The sequence below is a fragment of the Enterococcus sp. XAF26B05_ASV22 genome (genome assembly GCF_056727285.1).
This window is the reverse complement of the sequence record NZ_CM161538.1, coordinates 1006942-1032538: the sequence shown is the minus strand read 5'-3', so window position 1 is coordinate 1032538 and position 25597 is coordinate 1006942. Positions and strand designations below refer to the sequence as shown.

Below are 25597 nucleotides of genomic sequence, written 5' to 3'. Positions count from 1 at the left end.
GTGACTTCCTCTTTTCTATAAATTCAATACTATAAATATTACAATGGCCAACAAAATTGCTACAACAACAATCGCTTTCGTTAACGTATTGCTGCGTTCACGGATTTTTGTTTGCTCATTTGAACGTGATTTTGTAATTTCTTTTTGCTTCTTGTGTTCTTTTCGATAAAAACTAGAAATTTCTTTTTCTTTTTTACGGTACTCTTTATCAGCTTCTTTTTGTTCTTGCTCAAATAATTTTTGTGCTTCTTTGTCAGCTTCTTCTTTTCGTCTCCGTAATTCTGTCCGAGTGACCAGCGGACCTTTACTCATCGTTTATCCTCCTTAAGCAGCGTTTTTAATTGCTGCAGTTCCCAGTATTGCACGGCGAAAATCGTTTTTGCATCACAGATGAGTCCGCTAGCTATTTCTGCTTTTGCTTCTTCTAATGTTAATGTATATAATTCTAAAATTTCGTCATCATCTTGAGGACGAGGATTAGGAACTTTTTCTAAATCTTCGGCATAATAAATATGAAGGAGCTCGTTAGCGAATCCAGGAGAAACATACATAGACGTTACAAAAGTAAACATATTCGCTCGAAAGCCTGTTTCCTCTTCTAATTCTCTTTCAGCAGTCTCTTTTGGATGATCATGTTCACCAGGATCGATTTTCCCAGCTGGAATTTCTAAAAGAACTTTTTCCATTGGTTTTCTAAATTGCTTCACCATAATCATCTTATTGTCTGCTGTAATAGGAATGACTGCAACTGCTCCTGGATGAAAAACTAATTCACGTCTACTTGTCTCTCCATTTGGCAAGCGTACTTCATCCAAAACAACATCAATCATATGTCCCTTGAATATCTCTTTTCTGGAAATCGTCTTTTCTTCAAAGTCTTCAAAATTCATCATGCAAGTTCACCAATCTTTCTATGGATATAATACCTTAATTTTGAAATTTTATCACTTATCGTTCTTTTTGTGAATCCTTTCTTCGCTACAAACAGCTATTTTTACGATGTTGCCTGTATTTATTAACAATTAATTAAACATTTTAAGCCTCTTTTTGTCTCCTCTAATTATACCAGTAAATTACAATGGGTACAGTCTCATCCGATAATAACCTAAAAAAGGTGAAGCTAAACTAGATAACAACTAGTCCTACTTCACCTCTCATCATTTTAATCCCATTAATTAGTGTTGCTTTATTCAACTATTTTATAATTCAGCTAGTGAGTTCATAATGTTGATCAAATCAGCTTTATTACTCTCTTTTTGATCTGCTAATGTCCAGCTGATGCATTGTAAAAAATGATCCTTACTTTCCATCAAATCATACGTATAATAAACGTCCACACCCTCTTTACTCGCAGTAAACGTCCGGCGCTCTCCTTTTAAACCATTGTACTTGATAGATTCTTTCTTTTCATCTGTTCTTTCCCCCAGGTCAGACAAATCAACAGAGCTCTTGAATGCATCAAAGCTTTCAAAGTCTTTTTTAGCTTCACTTAAAACCATATAGTATTCTTCATTTGAGGCATTCTTTAAACTAACATCCGCATTGTCACTTAATTCTTTCGCTTCAACTGACTGCCAACCATCTGTAAGCTCTACTTTGAAATGCCCATTTTTTGTCTTAATTACTTCTACCTTACCCTTAGCTGGCTCTTTGGTTTCTTCGGTAGCTGCTTTATTTTCATCCATTGAATCATTTGTCGAAGAGGTATCTCTAGGTTCATAAAATACTTCATCATCTCCGTATGAACTTGATTCTTCTACGCTAGAACTACTTTCCTCTATATAAACGTCATCATCGTCAAAATCTTCTACAACTTTACGCCCAGAACAACCTGAGATTATTAATCCAACTAACAATATGGTAATGATTTTATATTTTTTCACAAGATTTCTCCTTTTTCCTAATCATTATCTTCTATTATACCTCACGACACTCTATTTTTCTTAAAATTCTTTTTGACTTTTTTGTGAACTGATTTATTCAGCCTACATCTAAAGTAGGAAAAAAAGGGATTTTCCCTAGGTATTCCTTACATTTTCTCTAAATAATTAAAATCAACCTTTGGACTGATATTCTTTCTGGTCTAGAATGTGCTAAAATAGCTTATATAGCGAAGGATAGTACCTTTCGAGGAAAAAAATGATTGGAGGGAATTTAAATGAGAAAAGGAAAATTTATCCAAATAATTGCTTATTTGATTTTAGCAGGTTTCATTCTGCGTTTTATTACAGGTATTCACGTACCAGTGGTGGCGGTCGTTTTTTTACTTCTTATCGTCTTACTTTTTACTGGATCAAAGAAAAAGTCTGGAAAAAAAGAAGAACAATTGCCTACTCTTACCAAGTCTAAAGAAGAACACTATGAAACACTCGGCATGACGAACCAAGAAATCGTCTTCTTCCGAGATACGATGAACACTACGAAAAAACAAATCATTCAGTTGCAAGAAAATATGAATGCTTCTACTAAATTAAGAGCAATCGACTTACGTAATGATACCTTACGAGTATCAAAAGCCTTGTTTAAAGAATTAGTCAAAGATCCAAAGAAATTACACTTAGCGAATCACTTTCTTTATACGCACTTACCTAATTTAGTCGATTTAACTGGAAAGTATTTAGAAATTGATAATCATGAAATCAAAACGAAACAAACATACGAAAAATTGGAAGAAAGTGCCCAAATCATTGATCAAGTTTCAAAGCTGATTAAAAAAGATTATGAGCAATTTGTAGCAGAAGATTTAGAAGACTTAGATGTAGAGATTTCTCTTGCTAAAAACAGCTTAAACAGAGATAATGAACGTACTGATAATCAGAAATAGTTACCTTGAATCTAGTAAATAATAGGAACTTTAGTAAAAATAGAACAAACTAGAATGTTGTATCATTTTGCTCTTAATCCTAAATAGGTACGCTATACTTTTAATATTAGTTAATCCATTCATCTTTTAAATTTAGGAGGAATCATGATGGAAAATAACCCAAAAGACATCACACCAGTTAATGATACACTGGATGATCTATTAAATAACCCATTTTCAACACCTGTTGATTCGTTAACAACTACACAGCAAAGTGAAATTTCTGCTTTGAACGATCAACAAGTTGCCACTCGTTTAGTCGATAAATTGCCTGCAGACAGACAAGCACAAGCGAGAGAACTGGCTTCAAAAATAGATGTTCAAGACTCTCAAGCTGTCATCACTTACGGCTCTGCAGCACAAACCAAATTAAGTGAATTTTCGCAATCAATGTTAAATCATGTTCAAGCACAAGATATTGGTCCAGTCGGTGATTCTTTAACTGACTTGATGTTTCGTCTAAGTGAAGCCAATCCTGATCAGCTTAGAGCTGGTGAAGGGAATTTCTTTTCAAAAATGCTTGGTAAAGTAAAAAAATCCGTTTTTGAAATCACTGCGAAATACCAAAAAATCGGTGCTCAAATCGATAAAATTTCGATTAAATTAGAGCACGAAAAAAATGGTCTCTTGAAAGATAATTTAATGCTTGATCAATTGTACAATAAAAATAAAGATTATTTTGACGCATTGAACATTTACATCGCAGCTGGTGAGTTGAAGATGGAAGAGTTACAAACTACGATCATTCCGGAAGCGATGAAAAAAGCAGAAGAATCCGGTGATCAAATGGATGTTCAAATCGCTAACGATTATACACAATTTTTGGATCGTTTAGATAAGCGAACCCACGATTTACGTTTGGCTCGTCAAATCACTATTCAACAAGCACCTCAAATACGTTTGATTCAAAATACGAATCAGGCTTTAGCAGAAAAAATTCAAGCTTCTATCAACACTGCCATCCCGCTTTGGAAAAACCAAGTGGTGATCGCGTTGACACTGTTACGTCAAAAAGAAGCAGTCACAGCACAACGTCAAGTTTCTGAGACTACAAATGATCTCTTGAAGAAAAATTCTGAGATGCTTAAAATTTCTGCAATCGAGACAGCGAAAGAAAATGAACGCGGAATCGTTGATATCGATACATTACAAAAAACGCAAAATGATTTAGTTGAAACGATCCAAGAGACTTTACGGATTCAGCAAGAAGGAAAAGAAAAACGTCGTGCTGCTGAAATCGAGTTGGGGCATATGGAAGAAGATTTAAAGAGCAAGTTATTGGAATTAACACAATAACATCAAAAAGAGGGGTGTGATACAAAAGTAAAAATCACTTTTGTATCAGACCCTAAATGCGCATAAACGGTGGGAGCAGAAGCAATCTCTTCAGAAATAAACGCTTCTGTCCCAGCTTCCTCTTTTTACACTAATTCATGATAAGACGTTTTTATTTTCTCAAAGAGTTTTGTATAAGGTTTTAAGCCCGTATATTGTTCAATCGCTTGATCCAATCCTTGTTCTTTAATAGCGTCTTGCAGTGCACAAGCTTCTGCATCTGTCGGTTCCTCAAATTTCATTGCAGCCGCAATTGCAATTGCTAAGGCTTTTGGTGTTTCGTTAAACGCTTCAACAAATTGTCTAGCTGGCTGAATGAATCGATCATTCTCCCCTATTTTTCTAATTGGAGATCGGCCGACACGCGTCACAAAATCAGAAACATATGGATTTTTAAAACGCTCAATAATTCTATCAATATAAGCTTGATGTTCTTGATGGGAAAAGTGAAATTTTTTTTCTAGTAAGGCACCTGTTTCTTCTAATGCACTACGAACAATAAAAAGAACCTTTTCGTTATGAATCGCATCTTCGATCGATTCTATATTTCTCATATGGCCAAAATAAGCGGTCACTGCATGTCCTGTATTCACTGTAAATAGCTTACGCTCAATATAAGGTGTTAAGTCTGGAACATAACGTAATCCAATGATTATCGGTGCGTTTTTTTCGTCTAAGGGTTCCTCTACCACCCATTCATAAAACGGTTCTACTGTCACAGTCAGGGGATTATCATGATCCTGATTTGGCACGATACGATCAACGGCTGAATTAGGAAAGGCAACAAACCCACTAACATAGCTCCTTGCAGCAGTGGATAACAAAAGAACAATCATCGATTTTAGCATTTCAGACCCGCCAATCATATTCTCACAAGCAATCACTGTTAAGTATCGATTAGAGGCAGCTCTTAATTCAATCCCTTTTGCAAGGACTTCTGCTAAATGTGGTAAAATGGTCGGACCTACTGCTGTTGTGACAATTTCAGCTTCGCTAATATAGGAAGCTAATTTTTCAGTTTCAGTAGCGCTATTGATAGCTTTGATCCCTTTAACTGTTGAGCGATCTTGTTCTGCATTTGCTAAAATCACTTCATAGTGACCTTGATCATTAATTTCAGCTACAATTTTTTCATTCACATCAGCAAAAATCACTTCATATCCCGCTTGGACCAATAACCAACCGATAAAGCCTCGACCTATATTCCCAGCACCAAAATGAACAGCTAATTTTGTCATACTGTCACCTCCTTTTTAAATAATTCAATGATTTTCGCTTCTGATTCTGCAACAATCAATTGTTGGACATTATCCGTTTCGGAACAAACTAAAGCAATTTGGGATAACAGTTCCAAATGTTCATATCCAACACTTGCAATGCCAATAATCAATTTCACTTCATTGCCATCAAAATCTACACCTTCTGGCACTTGTAAGATAACAATTCCTGAATGATTGATTAGTTGTTTTGAGTCATCTGTTCCATGTGGGATTGCCACCATATTTCCAATGTACGTTGTGGTCAATTGGTCTCGTTCAATCATTTTCTCAATATAGTACAGCTCAACATATCCTTGATCTACTAACTGTTTTCCTGCCGCTTCAATTGCTTTTTTTTTATCGGAAAAATGTTTCTTCAACACAATGTCTTCTTTTTTTAACGCAATCATATTATTTTCCCTTCGATTCTAAATATGTTAACAATTTTTGTGCAATATATGTGGTGACCTCTTCCTTTACTCCATCCTCCACCTGTTGGATCATATCTTGATCGTCGACAAAAAGTGTACTGATATAACTGATAACTTCTAACCCTTCTTGTGAAAATTTCTCTGGAACCACTAATAGAACAATTCGATCAATCGGCATTTTTGTGTGATTCATCGTTTCAATAGAAAGTGACTGTTCCAATGAAAATAGCTGAAAAACCGGTTCTTTGATCGACTCATTACGCGCATGAAACAACCCTATTTTTGTCCCTGGTAGACCGAAAACTTTCCAATTGCCATCATATAAAAAAGTACTAACTAACGCTTCAACATCAATCTCTGGTGCTTTCTCTAAAAGTTGTGTACAAATGACCCGAACCTCATCTTCCATCGTCCCTAAGTTTTCATTCAATTTGGAGTAGTTGAAATTTTTTAATAGCGCTAGAACGATTGACGTGAAAATCTGTTGTTGTTCTAAAAAGTGAGTTGCTTCAAACAAAGTCAACTGTGCTTCTTGTTCTTCATGTGCCATTTTTTTATGATAGCCACTGTGTAAACTTTTCAAAAAAACACTGATCTGAGAAAGTTCTCTTTCTGTTAAAATAGGTGAAACTAAAAAATAATCAAAATCTACTTGACCTAAATCAATCGTTGAAATAATAATATTGTAATGCCCCTCTGCTTTTTTTCTTCCTAATTCAAACAAAGAGACTGTTTCTAATTTCTTTAATTGCGGTATTCGTTGCCTCAATCGAGTTACCAACATTCTTGAGGTTCCGATGCCACTCGCACATACAACTAGTCCAGAAAAACGATTGGTACTTTCCACTTGCAATAGCACTGCGCCAAAGTGCAAAACTAAATAGCCAATTTCTTCATCTGGCGTTGGTCTTTCTTGATACACTTGATCAAATGCTCTTCTAACAACTTTGAACAGATCTTCATAATCTTGTTTGATCGAATGAATCAGCGGATTGTAAATTCTCATTCCTTGTTGTAAGCGTCTCAATGTCGGTCTTAAGTGCGCAATCAATCCCTTAGTCAAATGCTTTTTAGGTAGTTTTTGGCCTAACGCATATTCAACTTGTTCAATTAGTTTTTTTACTAAAATCATAACTTCTATTTCTTCATTTTCCATGAATCGAAATGTACTTTTGGCTGTTTTTACCCCTCTAAGATGTGTTGTTACATAACTTGCCTCACCATTAGGAACAACTTCTGGTTCCAGCTCTAAAATTTCAGCAAGCATTTGCTGCGCTGCAGTAAATTCTGGATAATGAATCAATTCGATGTTATTTTCATACGTTTGAATAAATTTTCCTGCAATCATTCGTTCTACTGAAATTGAAATATGCACAATCAAATTAGCATACGCTTCATCACTAATTGTCTCTGGATTAACACTGCGCCATCTCTTAACGCTTCGTTCTACTTTTTTTAATAATGATTCACTAACGAAATCTAACAAACGGTCTTCTACCCAATCGCTAGTGGCCAAATCCCTAGACGTTTCTTGAAAGAATTTTAGCAAACGGTAATCTGGAAACTGCTGGCCAAAGAGCTCACTCATCAATGCTCTTTTTTGTGCTTCGTCTGCTTGTAAAGAGACACCAAATCCTCTTCTTCTTTCGATTTTAACGGTTTTTGGTAGCCGCTCTTCAATTTTCGTTAAATCATTGCTGATTGTAGAAATCGTGACATTTAGATCATTCGCCAAACCAACTAGTTTTAGCCCTTCTTCTTTCAATAAGCTTTTGAGAATCTTTTGTTGACGCTCTTCTGGGCTGTACTCGTTATATGAAAGATCCATTAGTTGCCAACGAAACCGCTGTTTATCCGAATCATGTCCTTTTAAAGTCAAAATTCTATGTTCTTTCACCAAGCAAATCTGATAGGAAGATAATATCTCCTCAACTTCTTTTAAATCACGCCGAATAGTGCGAGCACTAACACTTAGATCTTCGGCTAATTCGTTGATATAAACTGGGCGGTTATTGTTTAGCAGCTCTCTAAGATTAATCGAGCTCGTGCTGAAAGATACATAGAATTCTCCTCTCTAAAAATCATTAGTTACACAGGTATTTTCATTGCTAATAGTTTTTCAACTAATTCATCGTACTTCTCACTACTCAAAAAATTATCGACCGATACATGATAAGCTTTAGGCAATTTTTCTTTTGCTCGATTGGTTAAATCCTTATGCGTCACAACAATATCAGCATCATCCGGAAGCTGTGCTATCGCCGAATTCGCGACTTCTATCGGTAAACCAGCTTTTTTAACTTTGTTTCGTAAAACCGAGGCCCCCATCGCACTCGATCCCATTCCGGCATCACAAGCAAAAATAATTTTTTTAGTATTCGCTAACGTTTCCACCGGATTACTCCATTTTTCAGTTGCCAAAATACCTGTTCCTACTTCTGGCGTCATTGCTTTGCGTCCTTTTAGTGCGCTAGCTTGCTCTGAAGCCGATTCAATCGTTGTATTCGTTTCTTTTGACGTTTTTAAAACAACAGCAGAAATGATAAAGGAAACGGCCGTTGCTACAATAATTCCAGCAAATACGCCCACATACCCATCACGAGGTGTCATTGCTAAAATAGCAAAAATACTCCCTGGTGAAGCAGGTGCCACTAATCCAGCATTAAACAAAGAAAATGTCATTACTCCAGCCATTCCTCCACCAATCGCGGAAAGAATCAGTACAGGTTTCATTAAAATATATGGAAAATAAATTTCGTGAATACCACCTAAAAAATGAATAATAATCGCACCTGAAGCGGTCTGTTTAGCACTGCCACGACCAAAAATAGTATATGCTAATAAAATCCCCAATCCTGGTCCAGGATTGGATTCTAATAAGAATAAAACAGAACGGCCTGTCTCCGCAGCCTGCTCAATCGCAATCGGACTTATTACACCATGATTGATAGCATTATTTAGGAACAATACTTTAGCAGGCTCAACAAAGATACTTGCTAAAGAAAGCAAGCCATTTTCAACTAGGAAACCAACCCCAGTCGCCAACACATTATTCAATGTTTCAACAGCTGGTCCTACAATTAAAAAAGCAATAATTGCTAAAATCGAAGCAAAGATTCCAGATGAAAAATTGTTGACCAACATTTCAAAACCCGGTTTGATTTTGCCATCAACTAGCGCATCGAATTTTTTTATGCCATAAGCTCCAGCAGGTCCTACGATCATTGCGCCAAGAAACATAGGGATCTCAGCACCAGTGATCACCCCCATCGTAACCATTGCACCTACAACTCCACCACGAATATCATAAACTAATCGACCACCAGTAAACCCAATCAATATTGGCAATAAATACGTAATTGTCGGTCCCGTTATTTCATTTAATTGTTGATTTGGAAACCAGCCGGTTGGAATAAATAAAGCCGTCAAGATTCCCCATGCGATAAATGCCCCGATATTCGGCATGATCATTCCACTTAGAAAACTTCCAAATTGCTGAACTTTCACTTTTAAATTTCCTTGTGTTTGTTCCATTGTTTTCCTCCTTCTTCTAAACAAGAAAAATATTGAAAAGTTGATCTGCGCAGATCACTTTCAGACAAACCTTGCTTGTCTTCTACATTGTAAACGCTCGCTTAAAAGGATACAAGAAGATGAAAAATCAGTTTTGTCCAAATCCTTTGGACAAAAAATGAAGAAGAAATTACCTTATTCACTCTACTAAGAGTAAACTATCTTTTTTAGAAAAAAACAGAGGTGGGACATGACTCTACGAGTCACGCCCCACCCCTATGGAATCCGGCTAAACGTTGGGAGTAGAAGCAACTACTTTCCTTTGCTTCGGTTACATCAAGTCCTAAGTGCTAAAGCACTAAAAGTTGAAGGCTTCGTATATAAACACTTCTGTCCCAACCTTGTCTACCTATTTAATTAAAATATATCTGACGATGGTCTAAGCAATTTCTGTTAAACAAATGACCGCATTGAAAACATTCCGTTTGTTTTTTATATTCACTTGCTGTCATTTCAGTTTGACATACCCCGCAAACAACAACTTTTTCATTTGGTTGTTTTGAAATCGGCCAAGCTAAAAAAAGATGATCCTCTTGTTCATCATGACAATGAAAACAAGCATAATACTTTTTACAAAAATAGCATTTATTCCCCACTATATCGACTGGTGAGTGATAGTGAAGACATCGTCCTTCGTTATCGATCGTTGCACCAAATATTTTGATCATGCTAATCCTTCCTTTGTCCGAGAGAGTTTGAAATTCTTTTTGCGATAATTGCCGCTAAAAATGCTTTTATTACATCTCCTGGAATAAAAGCAAGACTTGCTATCAAACTTTTTGACAACGTCACGTCAGACAAAATACTTACGCCGACAGCTCCACAAAAATCAATAAATAATGCCCCAAAAAGAAGAGTAATAGCAAAAGCATACCAACTATTTTGATTATTCGAATTAAATTTTTCGCTCATCCAACCAATGAAATAAGTAGCAAATGGATAGGCAAAGAGATAACCTGCTGTCACTCCAAAAAAGACCATCATTCCCCCGCGTCCTCCCGCTAAAACAGGAAAACCAATAGCCACAAGTAATAGGAAAAGGACAGTCGCGATCGTGCCATTTTTTTTCCCAAGAAGTAAACCACTCAGCATAAAACCAGCATTTTGAATAACAATTGGTACTGGTAAAAGACTAATCGGAATCGGTGGGAAAAAGCCTAAAACGATAATAATACTGATCATAATAGCGATTTTAGTGATATCTTTTGTTTTCATTCAATTTCTCCAATCTATAATCTATATTAAAAATACACGTTCGATTTTCTTTTGTCAACCTGTAAAAAAAATAAGTTAACTAAAAAAACACTAAGTCTTTAGTTGTTTTTCCTGTTGATAATGATACAATAAAGTAAAAAGTACTTTTATCTGATATAGGGAGGATGAACAATTTGGCAGACTTTAGTTCAAAGGAAGCAGAAAAACAATATTACGAACAAGAAGCAAGCGAAACTGACTTTTTAAACTGGTATCATCAACAAGAACTTCCTGAGTATGAAAAACCTTCTCTAACTGTAGATATTGTTTTAATGTGCTATAACAAAGAAGAAGATCAATTAAAAATTTTGCTGATCAAAAGAAAAGGACATCCTTACCGAAATTCTTGGGCTCTACCTGGCGGTTTTGTTAATAGAAATGAATCAACAGGTGAAAGTGTCTTGCGAGAAACTAAGGAAGAAACAGGTGTAGTCATTTCTAAAGAGAATATTGAACAGTTGCATAGTTTCAGCAGACCAGATCGTGATCCTAGAGGTTGGGTCGTAACGATTAGTTACTTAGCTTTTATTGGGGAAGAACCCTTGATAGCTGGCGATGATGCAAAAGAAGTTCGGTGGTTTACGATGGAACGCAAAGACAGCATCCTTTCTCTTACAAACGGGGATGTCGAAATTGTGTTAGATGTAAATACAGGTGCCTCCACTGGTAAAGATACATTAGCTTTTGACCATAGTGAAATCATTTTGAAAGCTTTCAATCGAGTAGCAAATAAAATGGAGCATGACCCTCAAGTACTTCAAGTATTGGGAAAGGATTTTACAATCACAGAAGCACGCAAAGTATTTGCTAAGTTCTCCGGAATTGATTATAAATCGATTGACCATTCAAATTTTAAGAAAGCTATGCTCCATCATTTTGAAGAAATTGGAGAACGTCCCGTTGGTATTGGCCGTCCTTCAAAAATTTATCAACTAAAAGCTGACAATGCCTAAAGAGAAAGGGTGATCCTATGGTTGTTTATTTTCGAAAAGCAATCCCTGATGACTTAAACAACATTATGAAAATCATTCAAAGTGCTCGTCGCCTTCTGCGTGAAAAGAATATCCCCCAGTGGCAAAATGGTGAAGGACCTAACGAAAAGCTATTAAAGCATGATATTACTTTACAACGATGTTATGTATTGATTGTTGACGATGATATTGCTGGTTTAGGAATCATTTCAACAGAAATTGAACCACCCTATAACCATATAATGAACGGCCAATGGAACAATACACATGAAAAATACGGGACAATCCACCGAGTCGCTCTTTCCCCACTTTATCAGGGGAAAGGTCTCGCCCTACTGTTAATGAACTATCTGATCACTACTGCTAGACTTAATACTATTCTGGATATTCGTATTGATACGCATCCAAAAAATAAAGCGATGCAACAGCTGATCAGAAAAGCTGGTTTTACCTACCAAGGGGATATTCTTTTGCCTGTTGTTGATGGTGAGCGATTTGCTTATCAATTGGTATTGTCTTAATAAACGCCTAAATGCTGACAATCATATCGTTTTGTTTTTTGGTTTTTATTTATTGCTTACGTTTCTAACCTTTAAACGGTAAATTATACTGTTAGATCACTATAAAAGAGGCAGAGATATAACTCATAGAGTTATATCTCTGCCTCTTTAAAAACTATTTTACAATTTGTTTTGCAATAAAACTTGAATACTTCACTTGACCGTCCACATTCGGATGAACACGATCCTCATAAAACCATTCCTCATGATCATTACTATAGCCATACCAGTCGATCACAACTAAATTTTTGTATTTCTTTTTCATTGTTTCAAGCATCGTATTGACGTCATTTTGCCATCTCCTTGTCGGAACGCGGACATTGATCCAATAAACTTTACGTTTAGAACCAATTGCTGTCATAAATTCGTCAAACTGCGCTTCAGTAAAGGAACCGTTCGTTCCAAGACCAACTAGCACATTATTTTTCAATAATTTTTCATCATCTAATTTTTCAATGACTGGCGCACTAGTATACAATTGTCTGCCAACTTCGCCATCAACAATCATCTTAGGAAAAATTTCTTGAAGACCTGAAGCAGCATCTAAAATAACTGAATCGCCAAATGCCGTGATTTCCATCCCTTTCGCCTTCTTCATCTCTTCGGCCGTTAAATCAAAGTTCGTTTCTATTGGGGAAGTTGATTGTTCAGTCGAGTCTTTAGTTTCCCCATCGTTTTTGGCTTTCTCCTCTGCTTTTCGTTGCTCTGCTTTCTTTTTATTTGCTTCAATATTTTTTTGTAACTGTTGTTGTTCAGCGGTTACTTCATTTGAAGGTGCAATAGCCAACGCGAAAAGAGCAAAACAGGATATAACAACACTGGTCAAGGCAGTGAATTTAGGAATTGTGGCCCATGGCTTGCGGAAAAAATCTTTAATAGCAAACCAAGTATATTTATAATAAAATTTACCTAAAGGCTTTTCAATAAAACGATAAGAAAGCTCACTGATCCCTAAAATTAATGCTATTTCAATGAGGGAGTGTAGAAATACATGATCGCTTAGATTTTGAATTTTTGCTTCATAAAAAATCATAACTGGGAATTGATACAAATAAATACCATAACTTCTTTTTCCAAACCAAGTAAATACTGGGTTCGTCAGCCAACGATTGAGGTCTGCACCTGGATGGGCCGTAACAGCAACCAGAAGTGTTGCAAAAATGCTGACAATAAACATACCGCCATAATACACAAAAGCAAAATGGTCTGCTAAGAATAAAAATGCGAGCAATAAAGCAACCAATGACGCAATACCAACACCGTTTAGTAAAGTCTTAGCTTTTATCGGAATTTCTTCTTTCAAACGGAAACTTGGCCAAACAAAAGCCAAAGCACTTCCCATCAAAATCGAAAATAGTCGTGTATCCGTCCCATAATATACTCTCGTAGGATCTGCCCCTGGAGTATAGAGAATAGCCATCAAAATACCAGAACCGACAGCCAGCCCCATGATCAATCCAAAAATTTTACCGCTGTGTTTAACATACCTTTTAAGGACAATAAATAACAATGGCCAAATCAAATAATTTTGTGCTTCAACGGCAAGAGACCATATATGTGTAAAAGGCGACTGCGTTGTAAATCGATCAAAATAAGAAAATCCTCTAAAAATCTGCCACCAATTATTATAATAAAGCACACTGCTGGCGACCACGCTGCGTAAGTTGTTTAACAAGTCTCTTTGAAAGAGAACGATATAGGCTGATGCTCCAATCAGCATAGTAATCAGGCCGGGGTATAGCCGTTTCATACGGCGTATATAGAAACCTTTCACATCGATTGTTTCGGTTTGAAGCCACTCTTGCCTTAGTAAATCAGTAATTAAATATCCAGAAACTGCAAAAAAAATAGGGACGCCTAAATAGCCCCCATGCATTATATTGGGGAACAAGTGATACAGAATCACACCGACGACCGCGATTGTTCGAATCCCATCGAACCCAGTAATATAACGGCGGTTTTCTAACCTTTTATTATTATTCATTTATATTTTCCAACTTTACTAATATTCTTTTTTATAATTCGAGTAATTTTTTAACAAAGGAAACATGATTTTAAAAATGACAGATGATAGAAAAAATAAGTCGTGTTTGACCAAAAAAGGTAGTCTGTTGAAGTGTAAAAAAATTTCTATCTGGCTCATGCTCTTTGACGGTCGTAGTTTTTCTAACCGATTTAATGTAGTAAGTTAAATATACGTTCTTTCCTGACAAATGGCAAGAGCTCTTACTCCATTTTTTGACTTTTTAAGCAAATTTTAGAAATTTTTTTTCAAAAAAAAGAGTGGACAATATGAAAGAATTTAATCTTACATACTATCCAATCTCATTGAACATAATTACTTGTTATTTATCGTGTATTTTTCATTGCCTCGGCACTCTTTTACGTCAATATATTGTTGTTTAAATTATTGTTGAATGCGATAAAAAATGGATCCTTTCGTTTGTGTCATTATTATACAAGTAGAGCATATAATGATGGATTATCACTAAGATCGATATACTTCGGATCGAACTCTGCCATTTTTGCTAATAAGTTTGGCAATTCTTCTTTATCTTTCAGCAAAATCCCCAAAACAACTGGTCCTGTTCCACGATTGACTTTTTTCGTGTATTCGAAACGAGTGATATCATCATTTGGACCTAATATATCTGTTACAAATTCTCTTAATGCACCCGGTCGCTGCGGAAAATTGATGACAAAATAATGTTTCAATCCTTCAAAAATCAATGAACGTTCTTCAATTTCTTCCATACGGTTAATATCATTGTTACCACCACTAATAATACAAACTACATTTTTCCCTTTTATATCATCCTTAACGAGTTCTAAAGCTGAAACACTTAATGCGCCAGCTGGCTCTACAACGATTGCTTGTTTTGTATACAACTCTAAAATCGTTGAGCACACTTGTCCTTCATCGACAGCCAACAGCTCATCTACATATTCAAGTGCATGTTCATATGTTAAATTACCAACTTGTTTGACCGCAGCACCATCCACAAATTTTTCGACACTATCCAGCATTACCGGCTTTCCTTCATTAAAAGCAGCCCGCATCGATTGAGCGCCAAGTGGCTCTACTCCTACAACTACTGTAGTCGGGCTCACACTTTTAGTATAGGTTGAAATACCGCTAACTAAGCCTCCTCCACCTATTGCTGCTAACAAGTAGTCCACTTGAAATTCAGATTCTTTTGCTTCTTGAAAGACTTCAACCGCTACCGTTCCTTGACCAGCCATAATATTTAAATCATTAAAAGGATCAATAAATGCTTGATTATTAGCCTGGGCATATTCTTTAGCGGCTTTAGCAGAGGCATCAAAGGTATCACCGATTAATTTGACGGTTACTTCCTCTCCACCGAAAAATTTTACTTGAGAGATTTTTTGTTGTGGTGTAGTTGTCGGCATAAAAATTATTGCTGAAACCTTCATTTCATGGCAAGTAAACGCTACTCCTTGCGCGTGATTTCCAGCGCTAGCACACACAACGCCATTTTTTAGCATGTCATGAGGCGTTTGTTTGATTGCATAATAGGCTCCTCTTAATTTAAACGAACGGACTTTTTGTAAATCTTCTCTTTTTAAGTAAACATTACATTGATATTTTTGTGATAGGTACATATCGTACTGTAATGGGGTTCTCGTTACGACCTCTTTTAACGTGTCATAGGCTTCTTCGATATTTTCTTTAGTTAATTTCACCAATTTTTCCTCACCCTTTATTATGTAAAAGATTGAGAAAATTATTTTTCTCAACCTCTATTTACTATTTTAGTCTTCTTTTGAGACAAATGGCATCATTTTACGTAGTTCTGCTCCAACTTTTTCAATCGGGTGTCCAGCATTATCTTTACGCATTTGATTAAACTCTTTAAAGCCATTTTTATTATCATCAATGAATCCTTTAGCAAATTTGCCATTTTGGATATCTGTAAGGACTTCTTTCATATTGGCTTTTGCTTCAGCAGTCACAACACGAGGCCCTGAAACATAATCACCATATTCAGCAGTATTTGAGATTGAATTACGCATTTTCTCAAATCCTCCCTCATAAATAAGGTCAACAATCAATTTTAATTCATGGCATACTTCAAAGTACGCTAATTCTGGCTGGTAGCCCGCTTCTGTTAATGTTTCAAAACCTGCTTCAATCAAACTTGTTAAACCACCGCACAATACTGCTTGTTCACCAAATAAATCCGTTTCAGTTTCTTCTTTAAAGGTTGTTTCTAATACTCCCACACGAGTGGCACCGATTCCTTTTGCATAAGATAAAGCCACGTCACTTGCTTTGCCTGTTGCATCTTGATAAACCGCAAATAATGCTGGAACAGCAAAGCCTTCTGTAAAGGTACGACGAACAAGATGTCCTGGTCCTTTTGGAGCAACTAAGAAAACATCCACATCTTTTGGTGGGTTGATTACATCAAAATGAATATTGAAACCATGACCGAATGCTAAAGCATTACCAGCTTCTAAGTTTGGTGCAATTTCATTGTCATAAAGATCTCCTTGGATTTCATCTGGAGCTAAAATCATGACTACATCTGCTTTTTTAGATGCTTCTTCAACTGTTAACACATCAAATCCATCATTACGAGCAGCTTCCGCTGATTTTCCTTCACGGATTCCGATGATGACTTGATTCCCATTGTCTCTTAAGTTTTGCGCATGGGCGTGACCTTGTGAACCGTAGCCAATGATGGCGATCGTTTTCCCTTCTAATTGATTGTTTTCTACTGAGTTATCATAATATACTTTTGCCATTGTTGAACCCTCCAAATTTTTTATGCTTATAAGCGTATGCTTTAAGACCTTTTTTTAGTTGTTGCCTCGAGTAAATCCTGTAACACCTGTTCGTGCAAGTTGTTTGATTCCATAAGGTGTAACTACATCAACGAATGCACTGATTTTTTCGCTCGTTCCTGTGACTTGAATCACCACTGAGCGAGTACCTACATCAATCACGTTTGCTCTAAATGGATCAATCACAGAGAATAATTCAGCTCGAACAGCAGCTGGTGCATTAAGTTTTACCAACGCTAATTCTCTTTCTAAATGTGGTTCATCTGTTATATCAGAAACCTTGATCACATCGATTTGTTTGTTCAATTGTTTAGTGACCTGTTCACTTTCATTTAAGTCGGCTACTTGAATCACAATCGTAATTCGTGAAACATTGTCTAATTCTGTCGGTCCAACTGAAATACTATCGATATTAACTTGCCTACGCGTCAGTACACCACTAAAACGATTTAAGACACCTGAATTATTATTGACTGTCGCTGTAATGATTCGTCTCATTTCAGTCCACCCCCAGCATTTGATAGTTTGCTTTACCCGCTGGAACCATTGGTAATACATGTTCCGTTGGTGACACCATGACTTCAATCAACAAAGGCCCTGTTTCTTTAAAGGCTTCTGTTAATTCAGCTTCTAGAGTTTCGGGATCCTCTATTCGGAGTCCTTTGATATGATAGGCTTCTGCCATCTTCACAAAATCCGGTTGAGAGGTGAAAACTGATTCTGAACGACGTTCGTTGAAGAAACTTTCCTGCCATTGACGCACCATTCCTAATGATTGATTATTCAAAATCACAATTTTAATTGGAATATTGTATATAGTTAAAATTGCTAATTCTTGATTCGTCATTTGGAACCCACCATCACCAACAAAAAGTACAACTTCTTTATCTGGACAACCTAATTTTGCGCCAATTGCAGCTGGCACACCGTACCCCATCGTTCCTAGACCACCACTTGTTATAAGCTGTTTCTCATTTTTGAATGGATAAAACTGAGCTGCCCACATTTGGTGCTGACCTACATCGGTTGCCACAATCGCTTCACCATTTGTCAGTTCCCCAATAAATTCAATGACTTTTTGAGGTTTGATTTCTGCCTTTTGTTCTTTATCGTATTTAAAGGGATGCAATTTTTTTCTTGAAAGATTTAGTTTTCTCCATTCCGTACAATCGGCACTTTCAACTTCAATCTTTAACATCTCTTTTAATGTTTCTTTGGCATCTGCTACAATCGGTATTTGCGTTTCAATAATTTTGCCAATTTCTGCTGGATCAATATCAACATGTGCAATTACTGCATTCGAAGCAAATTCTTTTGGCGCACTAGCCAAACGGTCGTCAAAACGGGAACCTAGATTGATCAACAGATCGCAGTCGGTCAAAGCCATATTAGCCGCAAAAGACCCATGCATGCCACCCATCCCTAAAAATAATTCATTTTCTGTCGGGACTGCCCCTAAACCTAAAAGGGTACATAGCGCTGGAACTTGGTATTTATTGATAAATTCTACTAATTCTTTCCCAGCATCAGCATGTAAAATGCCTGCACCAACCAATATTAAGGGTTTTTTAGCAACTGCTAAAGCTTCCATCAGTTTTTTTGCTTGAAGTTTATTTGGTTTTACTGTCGGCTGATAGCTAGGTAAATTTAAATTGACCTCAATCTCAGCATCAGCTTCCATGATTGTCATATCTTTAGGCAAATCGATTACAACTGGTCCTTTTCTACCTGTTGTCGCAATGTGAAAAGCTTCTTCGATGATTCTCGGTAATTCTTTGGTCTCACGAACTTGGTAATTATTTTTTGTAATAGGCATTGTCAGTCCGATGACATCAGCTTCTTGAAAGGCATCTTTGCCAATGCCATCTGTAACTACCTGACCTGTGAAAACAACCATCGGAATCGAATCACTCATCGCATCCGCAATACCGGTAATTGCATTTGTTGCACCAGGACCACTAGTTACGATTACGACCCCAGGTTTTCCAGTAGCTTTAGCATATCCTTCTGCAGCATGGACCGCTCCTTGTTCATGTCTTGTCAAAATATGAGGAATATCTCTGTCATATAATGCATCATATAAAGGGAGGACCGCCCCACCAGGATATCCAAATATCATTTCTACTTCTTGTTTTTGCAATGCATCAATTAAGATTCTTGAACCATTTTTCATTTTTCTTTGTTCTTCCGCCATGAGCTTCCCTCCTCTAGTCTAGCAAATCTTCTGGAATCTGCATGATTCCTCCTGTATGCGCTGATGTTACCAACGCCGTGTAACGAGCTAAGTATCCTGTTTTTACTTTCGCTTTAAATTTCGGCAATTGGTCATTTCTTTTCGCCAATTCTTCATCAGAAACATGTAATTCTAGTGTTCGATTAATCAAATCAATTTCAATTTCATCGCCATCTTTGACTAACGCAATGGGACCGCCTGCTGCCGCTTCTGGAGAAATATGTCCTACTGCTATTCCGCGAGTTGCCCCTGAAAAACGACCATCTGTAATCAAAGCCACATCTTTCCCTAACCCTCGTCCAACGATACTTGATGTTGGAGCCAACATTTCTGGCATACCAGGGCCGCCTTTTGGTCCTTCATAACGAATAACCACCACATGCCCTTTTTTCACTGTATGATCATCGATTGCTGCAACAGCTTCATCATGAGAACTAAAGCAAATAGCTTTTCCTACGAATTTTTTGATTGAAGGATCTACTCCACCAACCTTGATTACACTTCCTTTGGGTGCGATATTTCCATACAAAATTGACAAACCTCCAACTGGGCTATATGGATTTTCTTTTGGATGGATAACTTCTTCATTTTTGATTACAGCATCCTGAACGTTTTCACGAATTGTTTTTCCTGTAACGGTGATACGATCTGGATGGATAGCGTTTCCTAAGTCTACTAACTCTTTCATGATTGCTGGAACACCTCCAGCTTCATGAACGTCATGCATTGAATACGCTGACGATGGTGCAATTTTAGACAAGTAAGGTACACGTTCAGCAATCGCATTGACTTCTTCTAAGTTGTAGTCGATTTCTGCTTCATTCGCAATCGCCAAGGTATGCAATACAGTGTTTGTTGAGCCACCCATCGCCATATCCAATGCAAAAGCATCATCAATGGCTTCTTTTGTAATGATATCTCTTGGCTTCACCTGATTTTTGACTAAATCCATCAAATGAAATGCTGATTGCCTAACAAGCTCTCTTCGTTCATCTGAAACGGCTAAAATAGTTCCGTTACCAGGTAATGCCATTCCTAAAACTTCCATCAAGCAATTCATAGAATTCGCTGTAAACATTCCTGCACATGAACCACAAGTTGGACAGGCATTTTGTTCCATAAAATTAAATTCTTCTTCCGTCATTTTCCCTTCTTTAAATGTTCCTACCGCTTCAAACATATTAGAAAGAGTAGTCGTGTGACCTCTTGGATCGATACCTGCTTTCATTGGGCCACCAGAACAGAAAATTGCTGGAACGTTTGTTCTAACACTAGCCATCAGCATACCAGGAGTAATTTTGTCGCAGTTTGGAATATAGAAGACACCATCAAACCAGTGAGCGTTGATTACGGTCTCAGCAGCATCAGCAATAATCTCTCTACTTGGTAATGAGTAGCGCATACCGATATGTCCCATAGCAATACCATCATCAACACCGATCGTATTAAACTCAAAAGGAATTCCTCCAGCTTCCCGGATTGCTTCTTTGGCAACATCCGCCAATTCTCTTAAATGCACATGCCCAGGCACAATATCAATATATGAGTTACAAATTGCGATAAACGGCTTGTCCATATCTTTGGCATTTTTTACTTGTCCAGTTGCATAAAGTAAGCTTCTGGCAGGTGCTGCTTCAATTCCTTTTTTGATTTGATCACTACGCATTTTCATCCACTCCAATTCAGTTATCTCCAGAAGAGTTCAATTATGATTCTTCGGATTCGTTTTTTATTTTTCCTCGTGCCTCTTTATATAACTTTCTACAAAAAAAGCATCCCATCAATTGAATGGGATGCTTTAGTAAGACCCCCATTTACCAAAGACAAACAGGACTCTAACATCTGCGAAATTTCTCAGTGTTCTAAGTCCTACACGATAAAATAATGACTAATACGTGGCTGTTGTTTGTCTTTTTCATAATAATGGTCTCCTCTTTTAAAAAATCTACAAAGATTAAAATAGCATGTGATAAATAAAAGCTTTTATTAACTATAAACCTAATAAATGAGAATGTCAATAAAATTTGATAAAAAGATTCAGAAAATTCCAACAATGTCGGTACTAACTTTCTTACTTATTGTCGAAAAACGTTGTAAAACCTCTTTTTTGGACGTAATAAGTGACATGAATACTCTTTTTTTCCTTTCGAAACACTCATTACTGCGCACCTATTTTTAATCTTCAAAACAAAAAAGCTGATACCCGACTCATTTGGGTATCAGCTACTTATGTAATCTTATCCTCTTTGGAAATAATACAATGGTTTGTGTGTTAAACGTTTCATTTGTCTTTTTTTATCTTCAATAATTGAAAGTAATTCTTCTGAAAAATTTTCTATTATCACACGGCCACCTTTATATGTACTGCCGCCCATTGAAATCACTTCATCCGGTGTTAAGATTACTTTTCTATGGGAAATTTTTTTGAAAAATTCTTCAATCAAATATGTAGGCAAATAGAAATTGTTTTGTGCCGAAAATGATTCTAAATAGATAAAATCATCGATACTGATATAACAATCATCCATTGACATGAAATTCACAGATTTGTCTACATAAATATCTCTTTTTTGTAAAATCTCATTGATTTTCTTGTTCAAAAGATTCAGGGTTTCTATTTCTTTGACAAAATTTTCTAATTCACGATAACGTACCGCTTTGCGTTCTTCATAGGTTACACGTAGTGCAACACCAATCGATACGATAACTGCACCAATCAAGACACCCGTTATACCTGCAATAAAAACAACCATTTGGATTCCCTCACTCTTCTAATTCTTACTTTTTTAGTATAACATACTCTTCCATAAGCGCAAAAAAATATGTTAAAAGACTATATCTCTTTTTCAATTCCTAAAACAAATCTGTCCTTACTATATTATTATTTTTCCAAAAGACTAGAATATGCTTTATTAGTCTAGATAACTCATTCTTTTGATGCTATAATATAACAGTAATAATATTATGATAAAAGTGGGGAAGTCGTTATGGGGAAGAAAGTTATTAAATTAGATTTTGAAGATGTTGTTATTGCTAACGAAGATGGAAGCACAACCAGAGCATTATACGAATGGTTTAATTTCAAGCCAGAAATTGGTGATCTCGTAGATGTGTTTCCAGATGGAGACGAATTGATCATCCACAAAGCTGTAGCAGCAACAGATAATCTACAAGATAAAATCAATATCAATATCGTTAATGAAAATAACAATACACAGTCAGTGGGTGGCTATGTACAATATGGTAAAGTTGTTAACAAATGGGTTTATTTCTTATTAGCCTTTTTATTGGGAGGAATAGGTGCTCATAAGTTCTATTCTGGTTTTTCTGGAAAAGGAATTATGTATTTATTATTCTCTTGGACAATGATTCCTGGAATTATTGCATTTTTCACTTCAATCGCGACATTACTTAAAACTGCAGACCAAAATGGAAATATTGTAGTAACTTCTTAATAGATATGTAAGCTCCATCAATCTCATATGAAAATGTAAGACTCTTTGAGATTATTTAAGGAGGTTGAGACAGAAGTGTTTTACTCCGAGAAATAAGAAGGAATTTACGAAAATTGCTCTTCAAATTTTTGTGAATTTCGGCTTATTTCCGAAGGAGTTGCTTCTGCGCCCACCGTTTATTCGGTTACTAAGAGCCTGAAACATAACCTTTTTAGTTATGTACCAGGCTCTTTTATTCTAATCTACTCGATAAAAGTGATTTTTCACACTATTTTTGAAATAAGTCAAAGCTTCTTCTTTCTTAAAATTCAAAGCGTTAAAGTTGACCTTTATTGACCAATAAAGTATACTTTTTTTAAGCATTACGATAAGCTTTGTGATAAAATGGTTTGAAGAGTTTTTATATAGGAGGAATATACTATGAATTTAATACCAACAGTCATTGAACAATCATCTCGTGGAGAAAGAGCATATGATATTTATTCACGATTATTAAAAGATAGAATCATCATGTTAAGTGGTCCAATCGATGATAATGTAGCAAACTCAGTTATTGCTCAATTACTATTTTTAGACGCACAAGACTCCGAAAAAGACATCTATATTTATATCAACTCACCTGGAGGAAGTGTTTCTGCTGGATTAGCAATCTTCGATACGATGAATTTTGTTAAAGCTGATGTACAAACAATTGTTCTTGGTATGGCAGCTTCTATGGGAAGTTTCTTATTAACTGCTGGTACAAAAGGCAAACGTTTTGCATTGCCAAATGCTGAAATCATGATTCATCAACCATTAGGTGGTGCACAAGGTCAAGCAACTGAAATCGAAATTGCTGCTAAACATATTCTTGACACGCGTGATCGTTTGAATAAAATCTTAGCAGAACGTACAGGTCAACCACTTGAAGTCATTGAACGCGATACAGATCGTGATAATTTTATGACTGCGCAACAAGCAAAAGAATATGGTTTGATTGATGAAGTAATGGAAAATAGCAGTTCTTTAGGCAAATAATAAAAATGCCCAAAATTTCTTTTGAAAATTTTGGGCATTTTTATTTAAACTAATTGCAAAAAGCGCTACACTAAAGATAGCAGAAATGAAAGGATGTTACTAAAATGGATATTTCAATTATCGATGCAACAAAAGTTACAACAAAAAATGGTTTGGCAGTTGGAAAAGACTCGGCTCCAGTAAAGATGGTCGAATTTATGAATGTTCGCTGCCCGTATTGTAAAAAATGGTTTGAGGAATCTTTTGATTTATTGAATGAATATGTTAAAGAAGGAAAAGTTCAACGAATCATCAAACTATTAGATAAAGAAAAAGAAAGTCTGCAACGTGGTAACGTAATGCATCACCATATTAATTATGATTTGCCTGAAAAAGCTTTGACTGATTTGAAACAAATGTATGATACACAAGATACATGGGGAAACCTTTCTTTAGAAGATGTGGCTATTTTTGCTGAAGATAATTTACAATTACCTAAAAAAGAAGGGACTTCAATCGTCCAAGCTGTGATTGAAGAAGCGGCAGCTGCAACTATCAAATTTGTGCCAACAATAGTTATTGGTGAACATATTTTTGATGAATCAATTACGAAAGAAGAATTGATACGTTATATAGAAGGCAAATAAAAAAACGAGACCAAGTTAGCTAGGCTTGGTCTCAATTTTTTTAGAACTACTATCAATACCCGTTTTTTTTTCCATTGCAGAGTCTTTAATTTCTTTTTCAGCATCTTCGCCAAAACTTAGAATCTTGTCAATATCTTCTTTTCCGAGAAAATTCCCTAGACCTTCCCCGAGTTGTTTGATTTGCCTCATGATAAAATCTTTATCTTCTACGCCCATCATTATCACCCAACTTTCTGCTATTGTCTTATAGCAATCCATAAGAAGTTACGCACTTTTTTCCCTTAGTTTGTCTGCAAATTCATTGATTTTACGAATTCTATGATTGATTCCTGATTTTGAAATCGCACCTGATGGGATCATCTCACCTAATTCTTTTAAACTCACTTCTGGATACTCCAAACGTAATTCAGCAATTTCTTGTAATTTTCCTGGTAAGGCAGTTAATCCAACCACACTTTCGATATACTGAATATTTTCGATTTGCTTTGATGCTGCATCGATTGTTTTATTGAGATTCGCCGTTTCACAGTTGACCAATCGATTCACCGAATTACGCATGTCACGAACGATCCGGACATCTTCAAATTTCAGCATAGAATTTGTCGCACCGATCAGTGTCAGAAAATCAGCGATTTGTTCAGCTCCTTTTAGATAGGAAATATACCCATTTCGACGTTCCAATGTCCGTGCATTTAAATCATAATAATTTAACATTTTGCAAATATCATCATTGTGTTCCTCGTAAATCGAGAATATTTCCAAATGATAACGGCTTGTCTCGGGATTATTGACTGAGCCTGAAGCCATAAATGCACCTCTTAAATAGGATTTCATTTTTTGTGAGTTCCCCATAATATCTTCTGATACATGAGTATTGAACATCATTCCATCTAAAATATCTAAATCAGCAAGCACACTTTTCGTATCTTGTTTTAGTCTTACGATGTACACATTATTCTTTTTTAATTTCATTTTTTTCCGAACTAACAATTCTGAACGAACATCATAATGATCTTTTAAAAGAGAATAGATTCGTCTGGCGATTGCTGCATTTTCAGTTTGAACATTCAATACAAATTGCTGATTCACAATGCTTAATGAACCGTTCATCCGGATCAATGCTGCTAATTCTGCTCGCGCATGTTCACGATGTACCTCTAAAGTTGTTAGCTCTTTTTTAACATCTGCTGCAAAAGACAATCTCCACG

The 25597-nt window shown here is 36.2% G+C and carries 25 protein-coding genes and 1 pseudogene; 7 read left to right on the top strand and 19 right to left on the bottom strand.

Annotation, left to right across the window (positions count from 1 at the left end):
• Positions 1–15 precede the first annotated feature (15 nt).
• From macP to AC1PU0_RS05095, 3 genes are all read right to left on the bottom strand, one after another.
• On the bottom strand, positions 16–312 hold the full coding sequence (macP, locus tag AC1PU0_RS05105; RefSeq protein WP_069654268.1) for a cell wall synthase accessory phosphoprotein MacP: 297 nt from the start codon (positions 310–312) through the stop codon (positions 16–18).
• Positions 309–893 (bottom strand): NUDIX domain-containing protein, encoded by a 585-nt coding sequence (locus tag AC1PU0_RS05100; protein ID WP_111248770.1) that lies wholly within the window; start codon positions 891–893, stop codon positions 309–311. The genes macP and AC1PU0_RS05100 overlap by 4 nt, the downstream gene beginning before the upstream one ends.
• Positions 894–1199: 306 nt before the next feature.
• Positions 1200–1883: a hypothetical protein gene (locus AC1PU0_RS05095; protein ID WP_069654266.1), complete on the bottom strand. Its 684-nt coding sequence runs from the start codon at positions 1881–1883 to the stop codon at positions 1200–1202.
• Between the two features lie 275 nt (positions 1884–2158).
• Here AC1PU0_RS05095 and AC1PU0_RS05090 point away from each other — a divergent pair, with 275 nt between their 5' ends.
• Complete coding sequence (locus tag AC1PU0_RS05090; protein WP_206837079.1) at positions 2159–2824, top strand: 5-bromo-4-chloroindolyl phosphate hydrolysis family protein; 666 nt, start codon at positions 2159–2161, stop codon at positions 2822–2824.
• A gap of 144 nt (positions 2825–2968) precedes the next feature.
• Complete coding sequence (locus AC1PU0_RS05085) at positions 2969–4159, top strand: toxic anion resistance protein (RefSeq protein WP_181429559.1); 1191 nt, start codon at positions 2969–2971, stop codon at positions 4157–4159.
• Positions 4160–4284: 125 nt separating this feature from the next.
• Here the strand turns inward: AC1PU0_RS05085 and AC1PU0_RS05080 are convergent, their stop codons facing one another.
• The 7 genes and pseudogenes from AC1PU0_RS05080 to AC1PU0_RS05050 form a co-directional block, all read right to left on the bottom strand.
• Positions 4285–5436: a mannitol-1-phosphate 5-dehydrogenase gene (locus AC1PU0_RS05080; RefSeq protein WP_206848349.1), complete on the bottom strand. Its 1152-nt coding sequence runs from the start codon at positions 5434–5436 to the stop codon at positions 4285–4287.
• Positions 5433–5867 carry a PTS mannitol transporter subunit IIA gene (locus tag AC1PU0_RS05075; RefSeq protein ID WP_206848348.1) on the bottom strand — a complete coding sequence of 145 codons (435 nt, stop codon included), beginning with the start codon at positions 5865–5867 and terminating at the stop codon, positions 5433–5435. Before AC1PU0_RS05075 ends, AC1PU0_RS05080 begins: the two co-directional genes overlap by 4 nt.
• 1 nt (position 5868) lies before the next feature.
• Positions 5869–7785: a BglG family transcription antiterminator gene (locus AC1PU0_RS05070; protein ID WP_479998764.1), complete on the bottom strand. Its 1917-nt coding sequence runs from the start codon at positions 7783–7785 to the stop codon at positions 5869–5871.
• A 3-nt stretch (positions 7786–7788) separates the two neighbouring features.
• Positions 7789–7884 (bottom strand): annotated as a pseudogene (locus AC1PU0_RS05065) (HTH domain-containing protein); the annotation flags it as partial.
• 92 nt (positions 7885–7976) lie between these two features.
• Entirely contained in the window at positions 7977–9422 is a 1446-nt protein-coding gene (locus AC1PU0_RS05060; protein WP_206848346.1) for a PTS mannitol transporter subunit IIBC, read from the bottom strand.
• A 392-nt stretch (positions 9423–9814) separates the two neighbouring features.
• Positions 9815–10129 carry a CHY zinc finger protein gene (locus tag AC1PU0_RS05055; RefSeq protein ID WP_206848345.1) on the bottom strand — a complete coding sequence of 105 codons (315 nt, stop codon included), beginning with the start codon at positions 10127–10129 and terminating at the stop codon, positions 9815–9817.
• A gap of 1 nt (position 10130) precedes the next feature.
• Positions 10131–10676: a biotin transporter BioY gene (locus tag AC1PU0_RS05050; protein WP_206848344.1), complete on the bottom strand. Its 546-nt coding sequence runs from the start codon at positions 10674–10676 to the stop codon at positions 10131–10133.
• Between the two features lie 173 nt (positions 10677–10849).
• Between AC1PU0_RS05050 and AC1PU0_RS05045 the strand changes: the two genes are divergently transcribed.
• Entirely contained in the window at positions 10850–11668 is an 819-nt protein-coding gene (locus tag AC1PU0_RS05045) for an NUDIX domain-containing protein (protein WP_206835277.1), read from the top strand.
• 17 nt (positions 11669–11685) lie between these two features.
• Complete coding sequence (locus AC1PU0_RS05040; RefSeq protein WP_206848343.1) at positions 11686–12207, top strand: GNAT family N-acetyltransferase; 522 nt, start codon at positions 11686–11688, stop codon at positions 12205–12207.
• Positions 12208–12361: 154 nt separating this feature from the next.
• Here the strand turns inward: AC1PU0_RS05040 and AC1PU0_RS05035 are convergent, their stop codons facing one another.
• From AC1PU0_RS05035 to AC1PU0_RS05005, 7 genes are all read right to left on the bottom strand, one after another.
• A complete protein-coding gene (locus AC1PU0_RS05035; protein ID WP_206848342.1) occupies positions 12362–14230 on the bottom strand; it encodes an acyltransferase family protein in 1869 nt (622 codons plus the stop codon).
• A gap of 470 nt (positions 14231–14700) precedes the next feature.
• Positions 14701–15957 carry a threonine ammonia-lyase IlvA gene (gene ilvA, locus AC1PU0_RS05030; protein WP_479998763.1) on the bottom strand — a complete coding sequence of 419 codons (1257 nt, stop codon included), beginning with the start codon at positions 15955–15957 and terminating at the stop codon, positions 14701–14703.
• Between the two features lie 66 nt (positions 15958–16023).
• On the bottom strand, positions 16024–17019 hold the full coding sequence (gene ilvC / locus AC1PU0_RS05025) for a ketol-acid reductoisomerase (protein WP_069655441.1): 996 nt from the start codon (positions 17017–17019) through the stop codon (positions 16024–16026).
• A gap of 54 nt (positions 17020–17073) precedes the next feature.
• Entirely contained in the window at positions 17074–17556 is a 483-nt protein-coding gene (gene ilvN / locus AC1PU0_RS05020) for an acetolactate synthase small subunit (RefSeq protein ID WP_069655442.1), read from the bottom strand.
• Position 17557: 1 nt separating this feature from the next.
• Positions 17558–19252, bottom strand: coding sequence for a biosynthetic-type acetolactate synthase large subunit (gene ilvB, locus AC1PU0_RS05015; RefSeq protein ID WP_206848341.1), 1695 nt, complete (start codon positions 19250–19252; stop codon positions 17558–17560).
• A gap of 13 nt (positions 19253–19265) precedes the next feature.
• Positions 19266–20957 carry a dihydroxy-acid dehydratase gene (gene ilvD / locus AC1PU0_RS05010; RefSeq protein WP_069655444.1) on the bottom strand — a complete coding sequence of 564 codons (1692 nt, stop codon included), beginning with the start codon at positions 20955–20957 and terminating at the stop codon, positions 19266–19268.
• A gap of 571 nt (positions 20958–21528) precedes the next feature.
• The gene (locus tag AC1PU0_RS05005; RefSeq protein ID WP_069655445.1) at positions 21529–22044 is read right to left on the bottom strand and encodes a hypothetical protein; all 516 of its coding nucleotides are present in this window, start codon (positions 22042–22044) and stop codon (positions 21529–21531) included.
• A gap of 234 nt (positions 22045–22278) precedes the next feature.
• On the opposite strand from AC1PU0_RS05005, the gene AC1PU0_RS05000 reads away from it, so the two are divergent.
• The 3 genes from AC1PU0_RS05000 to AC1PU0_RS04990 all read left to right on the top strand — a co-directional run bounded on the left by AC1PU0_RS05000 (position 22279) and on the right by AC1PU0_RS04990 (position 24389).
• On the top strand, positions 22279–22746 hold the full coding sequence (locus AC1PU0_RS05000; RefSeq protein WP_111248782.1) for a TM2 domain-containing protein: 468 nt from the start codon (positions 22279–22281) through the stop codon (positions 22744–22746).
• Positions 22747–23166: 420 nt separating this feature from the next.
• Positions 23167–23763, top strand: a complete 597-nt coding sequence (clpP, locus tag AC1PU0_RS04995; protein WP_069655447.1) for an ATP-dependent Clp endopeptidase proteolytic subunit ClpP — start codon at positions 23167–23169, stop codon at positions 23761–23763.
• A 104-nt stretch (positions 23764–23867) separates the two neighbouring features.
• A complete protein-coding gene (locus AC1PU0_RS04990) occupies positions 23868–24389 on the top strand; it encodes a DsbA family protein (protein WP_206848340.1) in 522 nt (173 codons plus the stop codon).
• 15 nt (positions 24390–24404) lie between these two features.
• On the opposite strand, the gene AC1PU0_RS04985 is transcribed toward AC1PU0_RS04990, so the two are convergent.
• Together AC1PU0_RS04985 and whiA are read right to left on the bottom strand one after the other, a co-directional pair.
• Positions 24405–24605 carry a hypothetical protein gene (locus tag AC1PU0_RS04985; RefSeq protein WP_206848373.1) on the bottom strand — a complete coding sequence of 67 codons (201 nt, stop codon included), beginning with the start codon at positions 24603–24605 and terminating at the stop codon, positions 24405–24407.
• A gap of 48 nt (positions 24606–24653) precedes the next feature.
• Positions 24654–25589 (bottom strand): DNA-binding protein WhiA, encoded by a 936-nt coding sequence (gene whiA / locus AC1PU0_RS04980; protein WP_069655449.1) that lies wholly within the window; start codon positions 25587–25589, stop codon positions 24654–24656.
• Positions 25590–25597 lie beyond the last annotated feature (8 nt).

Bases quoted from the DNA above. Each gene is read 5' to 3' on its own strand.
- macP (WP_069654268.1), bottom strand. From the start codon at position 312: ATGAGTAAAGGTCCGCTGGTCACTCGGACAGAATTACGGAGACGAAAA.
- AC1PU0_RS05100 (WP_111248770.1), bottom strand. From the start codon at position 893: ATGATGAATTTTGAAGACTTTGAAGAAAAGACGATTTCCAGAAAAGAG.
- AC1PU0_RS05090 (WP_206837079.1), top strand. From the start codon at position 2,159: ATGAGAAAAGGAAAATTTATCCAAATAATTGCTTATTTGATTTTAGCA.
- AC1PU0_RS05085 (WP_181429559.1), top strand. From the start codon at position 2,969: ATGATGGAAAATAACCCAAAAGACATCACACCAGTTAATGATACACTG.
- AC1PU0_RS05080 (WP_206848349.1), bottom strand. From the start codon at position 5,436: ATGACAAAATTAGCTGTTCATTTTGGTGCTGGGAATATAGGTCGAGGC.
- AC1PU0_RS05075 (WP_206848348.1), bottom strand. From the start codon at position 5,867: ATGATTGCGTTAAAAAAAGAAGACATTGTGTTGAAGAAACATTTTTCC.
- AC1PU0_RS05060 (WP_206848346.1), bottom strand. From the start codon at position 9,422: ATGGAACAAACACAAGGAAATTTAAAAGTGAAAGTTCAGCAATTTGGA.
- AC1PU0_RS05055 (WP_206848345.1), bottom strand. From the start codon at position 10,129: ATGATCAAAATATTTGGTGCAACGATCGATAACGAAGGACGATGTCTT.
- AC1PU0_RS05050 (WP_206848344.1), bottom strand. From the start codon at position 10,676: ATGAAAACAAAAGATATCACTAAAATCGCTATTATGATCAGTATTATT.
- AC1PU0_RS05040 (WP_206848343.1), top strand. From the start codon at position 11,686: ATGGTTGTTTATTTTCGAAAAGCAATCCCTGATGACTTAAACAACATT.
- AC1PU0_RS05035 (WP_206848342.1), bottom strand. From the start codon at position 14,230: ATGAATAATAATAAAAGGTTAGAAAACCGCCGTTATATTACTGGGTTC.
- ilvC (WP_069655441.1), bottom strand. From the start codon at position 17,019: ATGGCAAAAGTATATTATGATAACTCAGTAGAAAACAATCAATTAGAA.
- ilvN (WP_069655442.1), bottom strand. From the start codon at position 17,556: ATGAGACGAATCATTACAGCGACAGTCAATAATAATTCAGGTGTCTTA.
- ilvB (WP_206848341.1), bottom strand. From the start codon at position 19,252: ATGGCGGAAGAACAAAGAAAAATGAAAAATGGTTCAAGAATCTTAATT.
- ilvD (WP_069655444.1), bottom strand. From the start codon at position 20,957: ATGCGTAGTGATCAAATCAAAAAAGGAATTGAAGCAGCACCTGCCAGA.
- AC1PU0_RS05005 (WP_069655445.1), bottom strand. From the start codon at position 22,044: ATGGTTGTTTTTATTGCAGGTATAACGGGTGTCTTGATTGGTGCAGTT.
- AC1PU0_RS05000 (WP_111248782.1), top strand. From the start codon at position 22,279: ATGGGGAAGAAAGTTATTAAATTAGATTTTGAAGATGTTGTTATTGCT.
- clpP (WP_069655447.1), top strand. From the start codon at position 23,167: ATGAATTTAATACCAACAGTCATTGAACAATCATCTCGTGGAGAAAGA.
- AC1PU0_RS04990 (WP_206848340.1), top strand. From the start codon at position 23,868: ATGGATATTTCAATTATCGATGCAACAAAAGTTACAACAAAAAATGGT.
- AC1PU0_RS04985 (WP_206848373.1), bottom strand. From the start codon at position 24,605: ATGGGCGTAGAAGATAAAGATTTTATCATGAGGCAAATCAAACAACTC.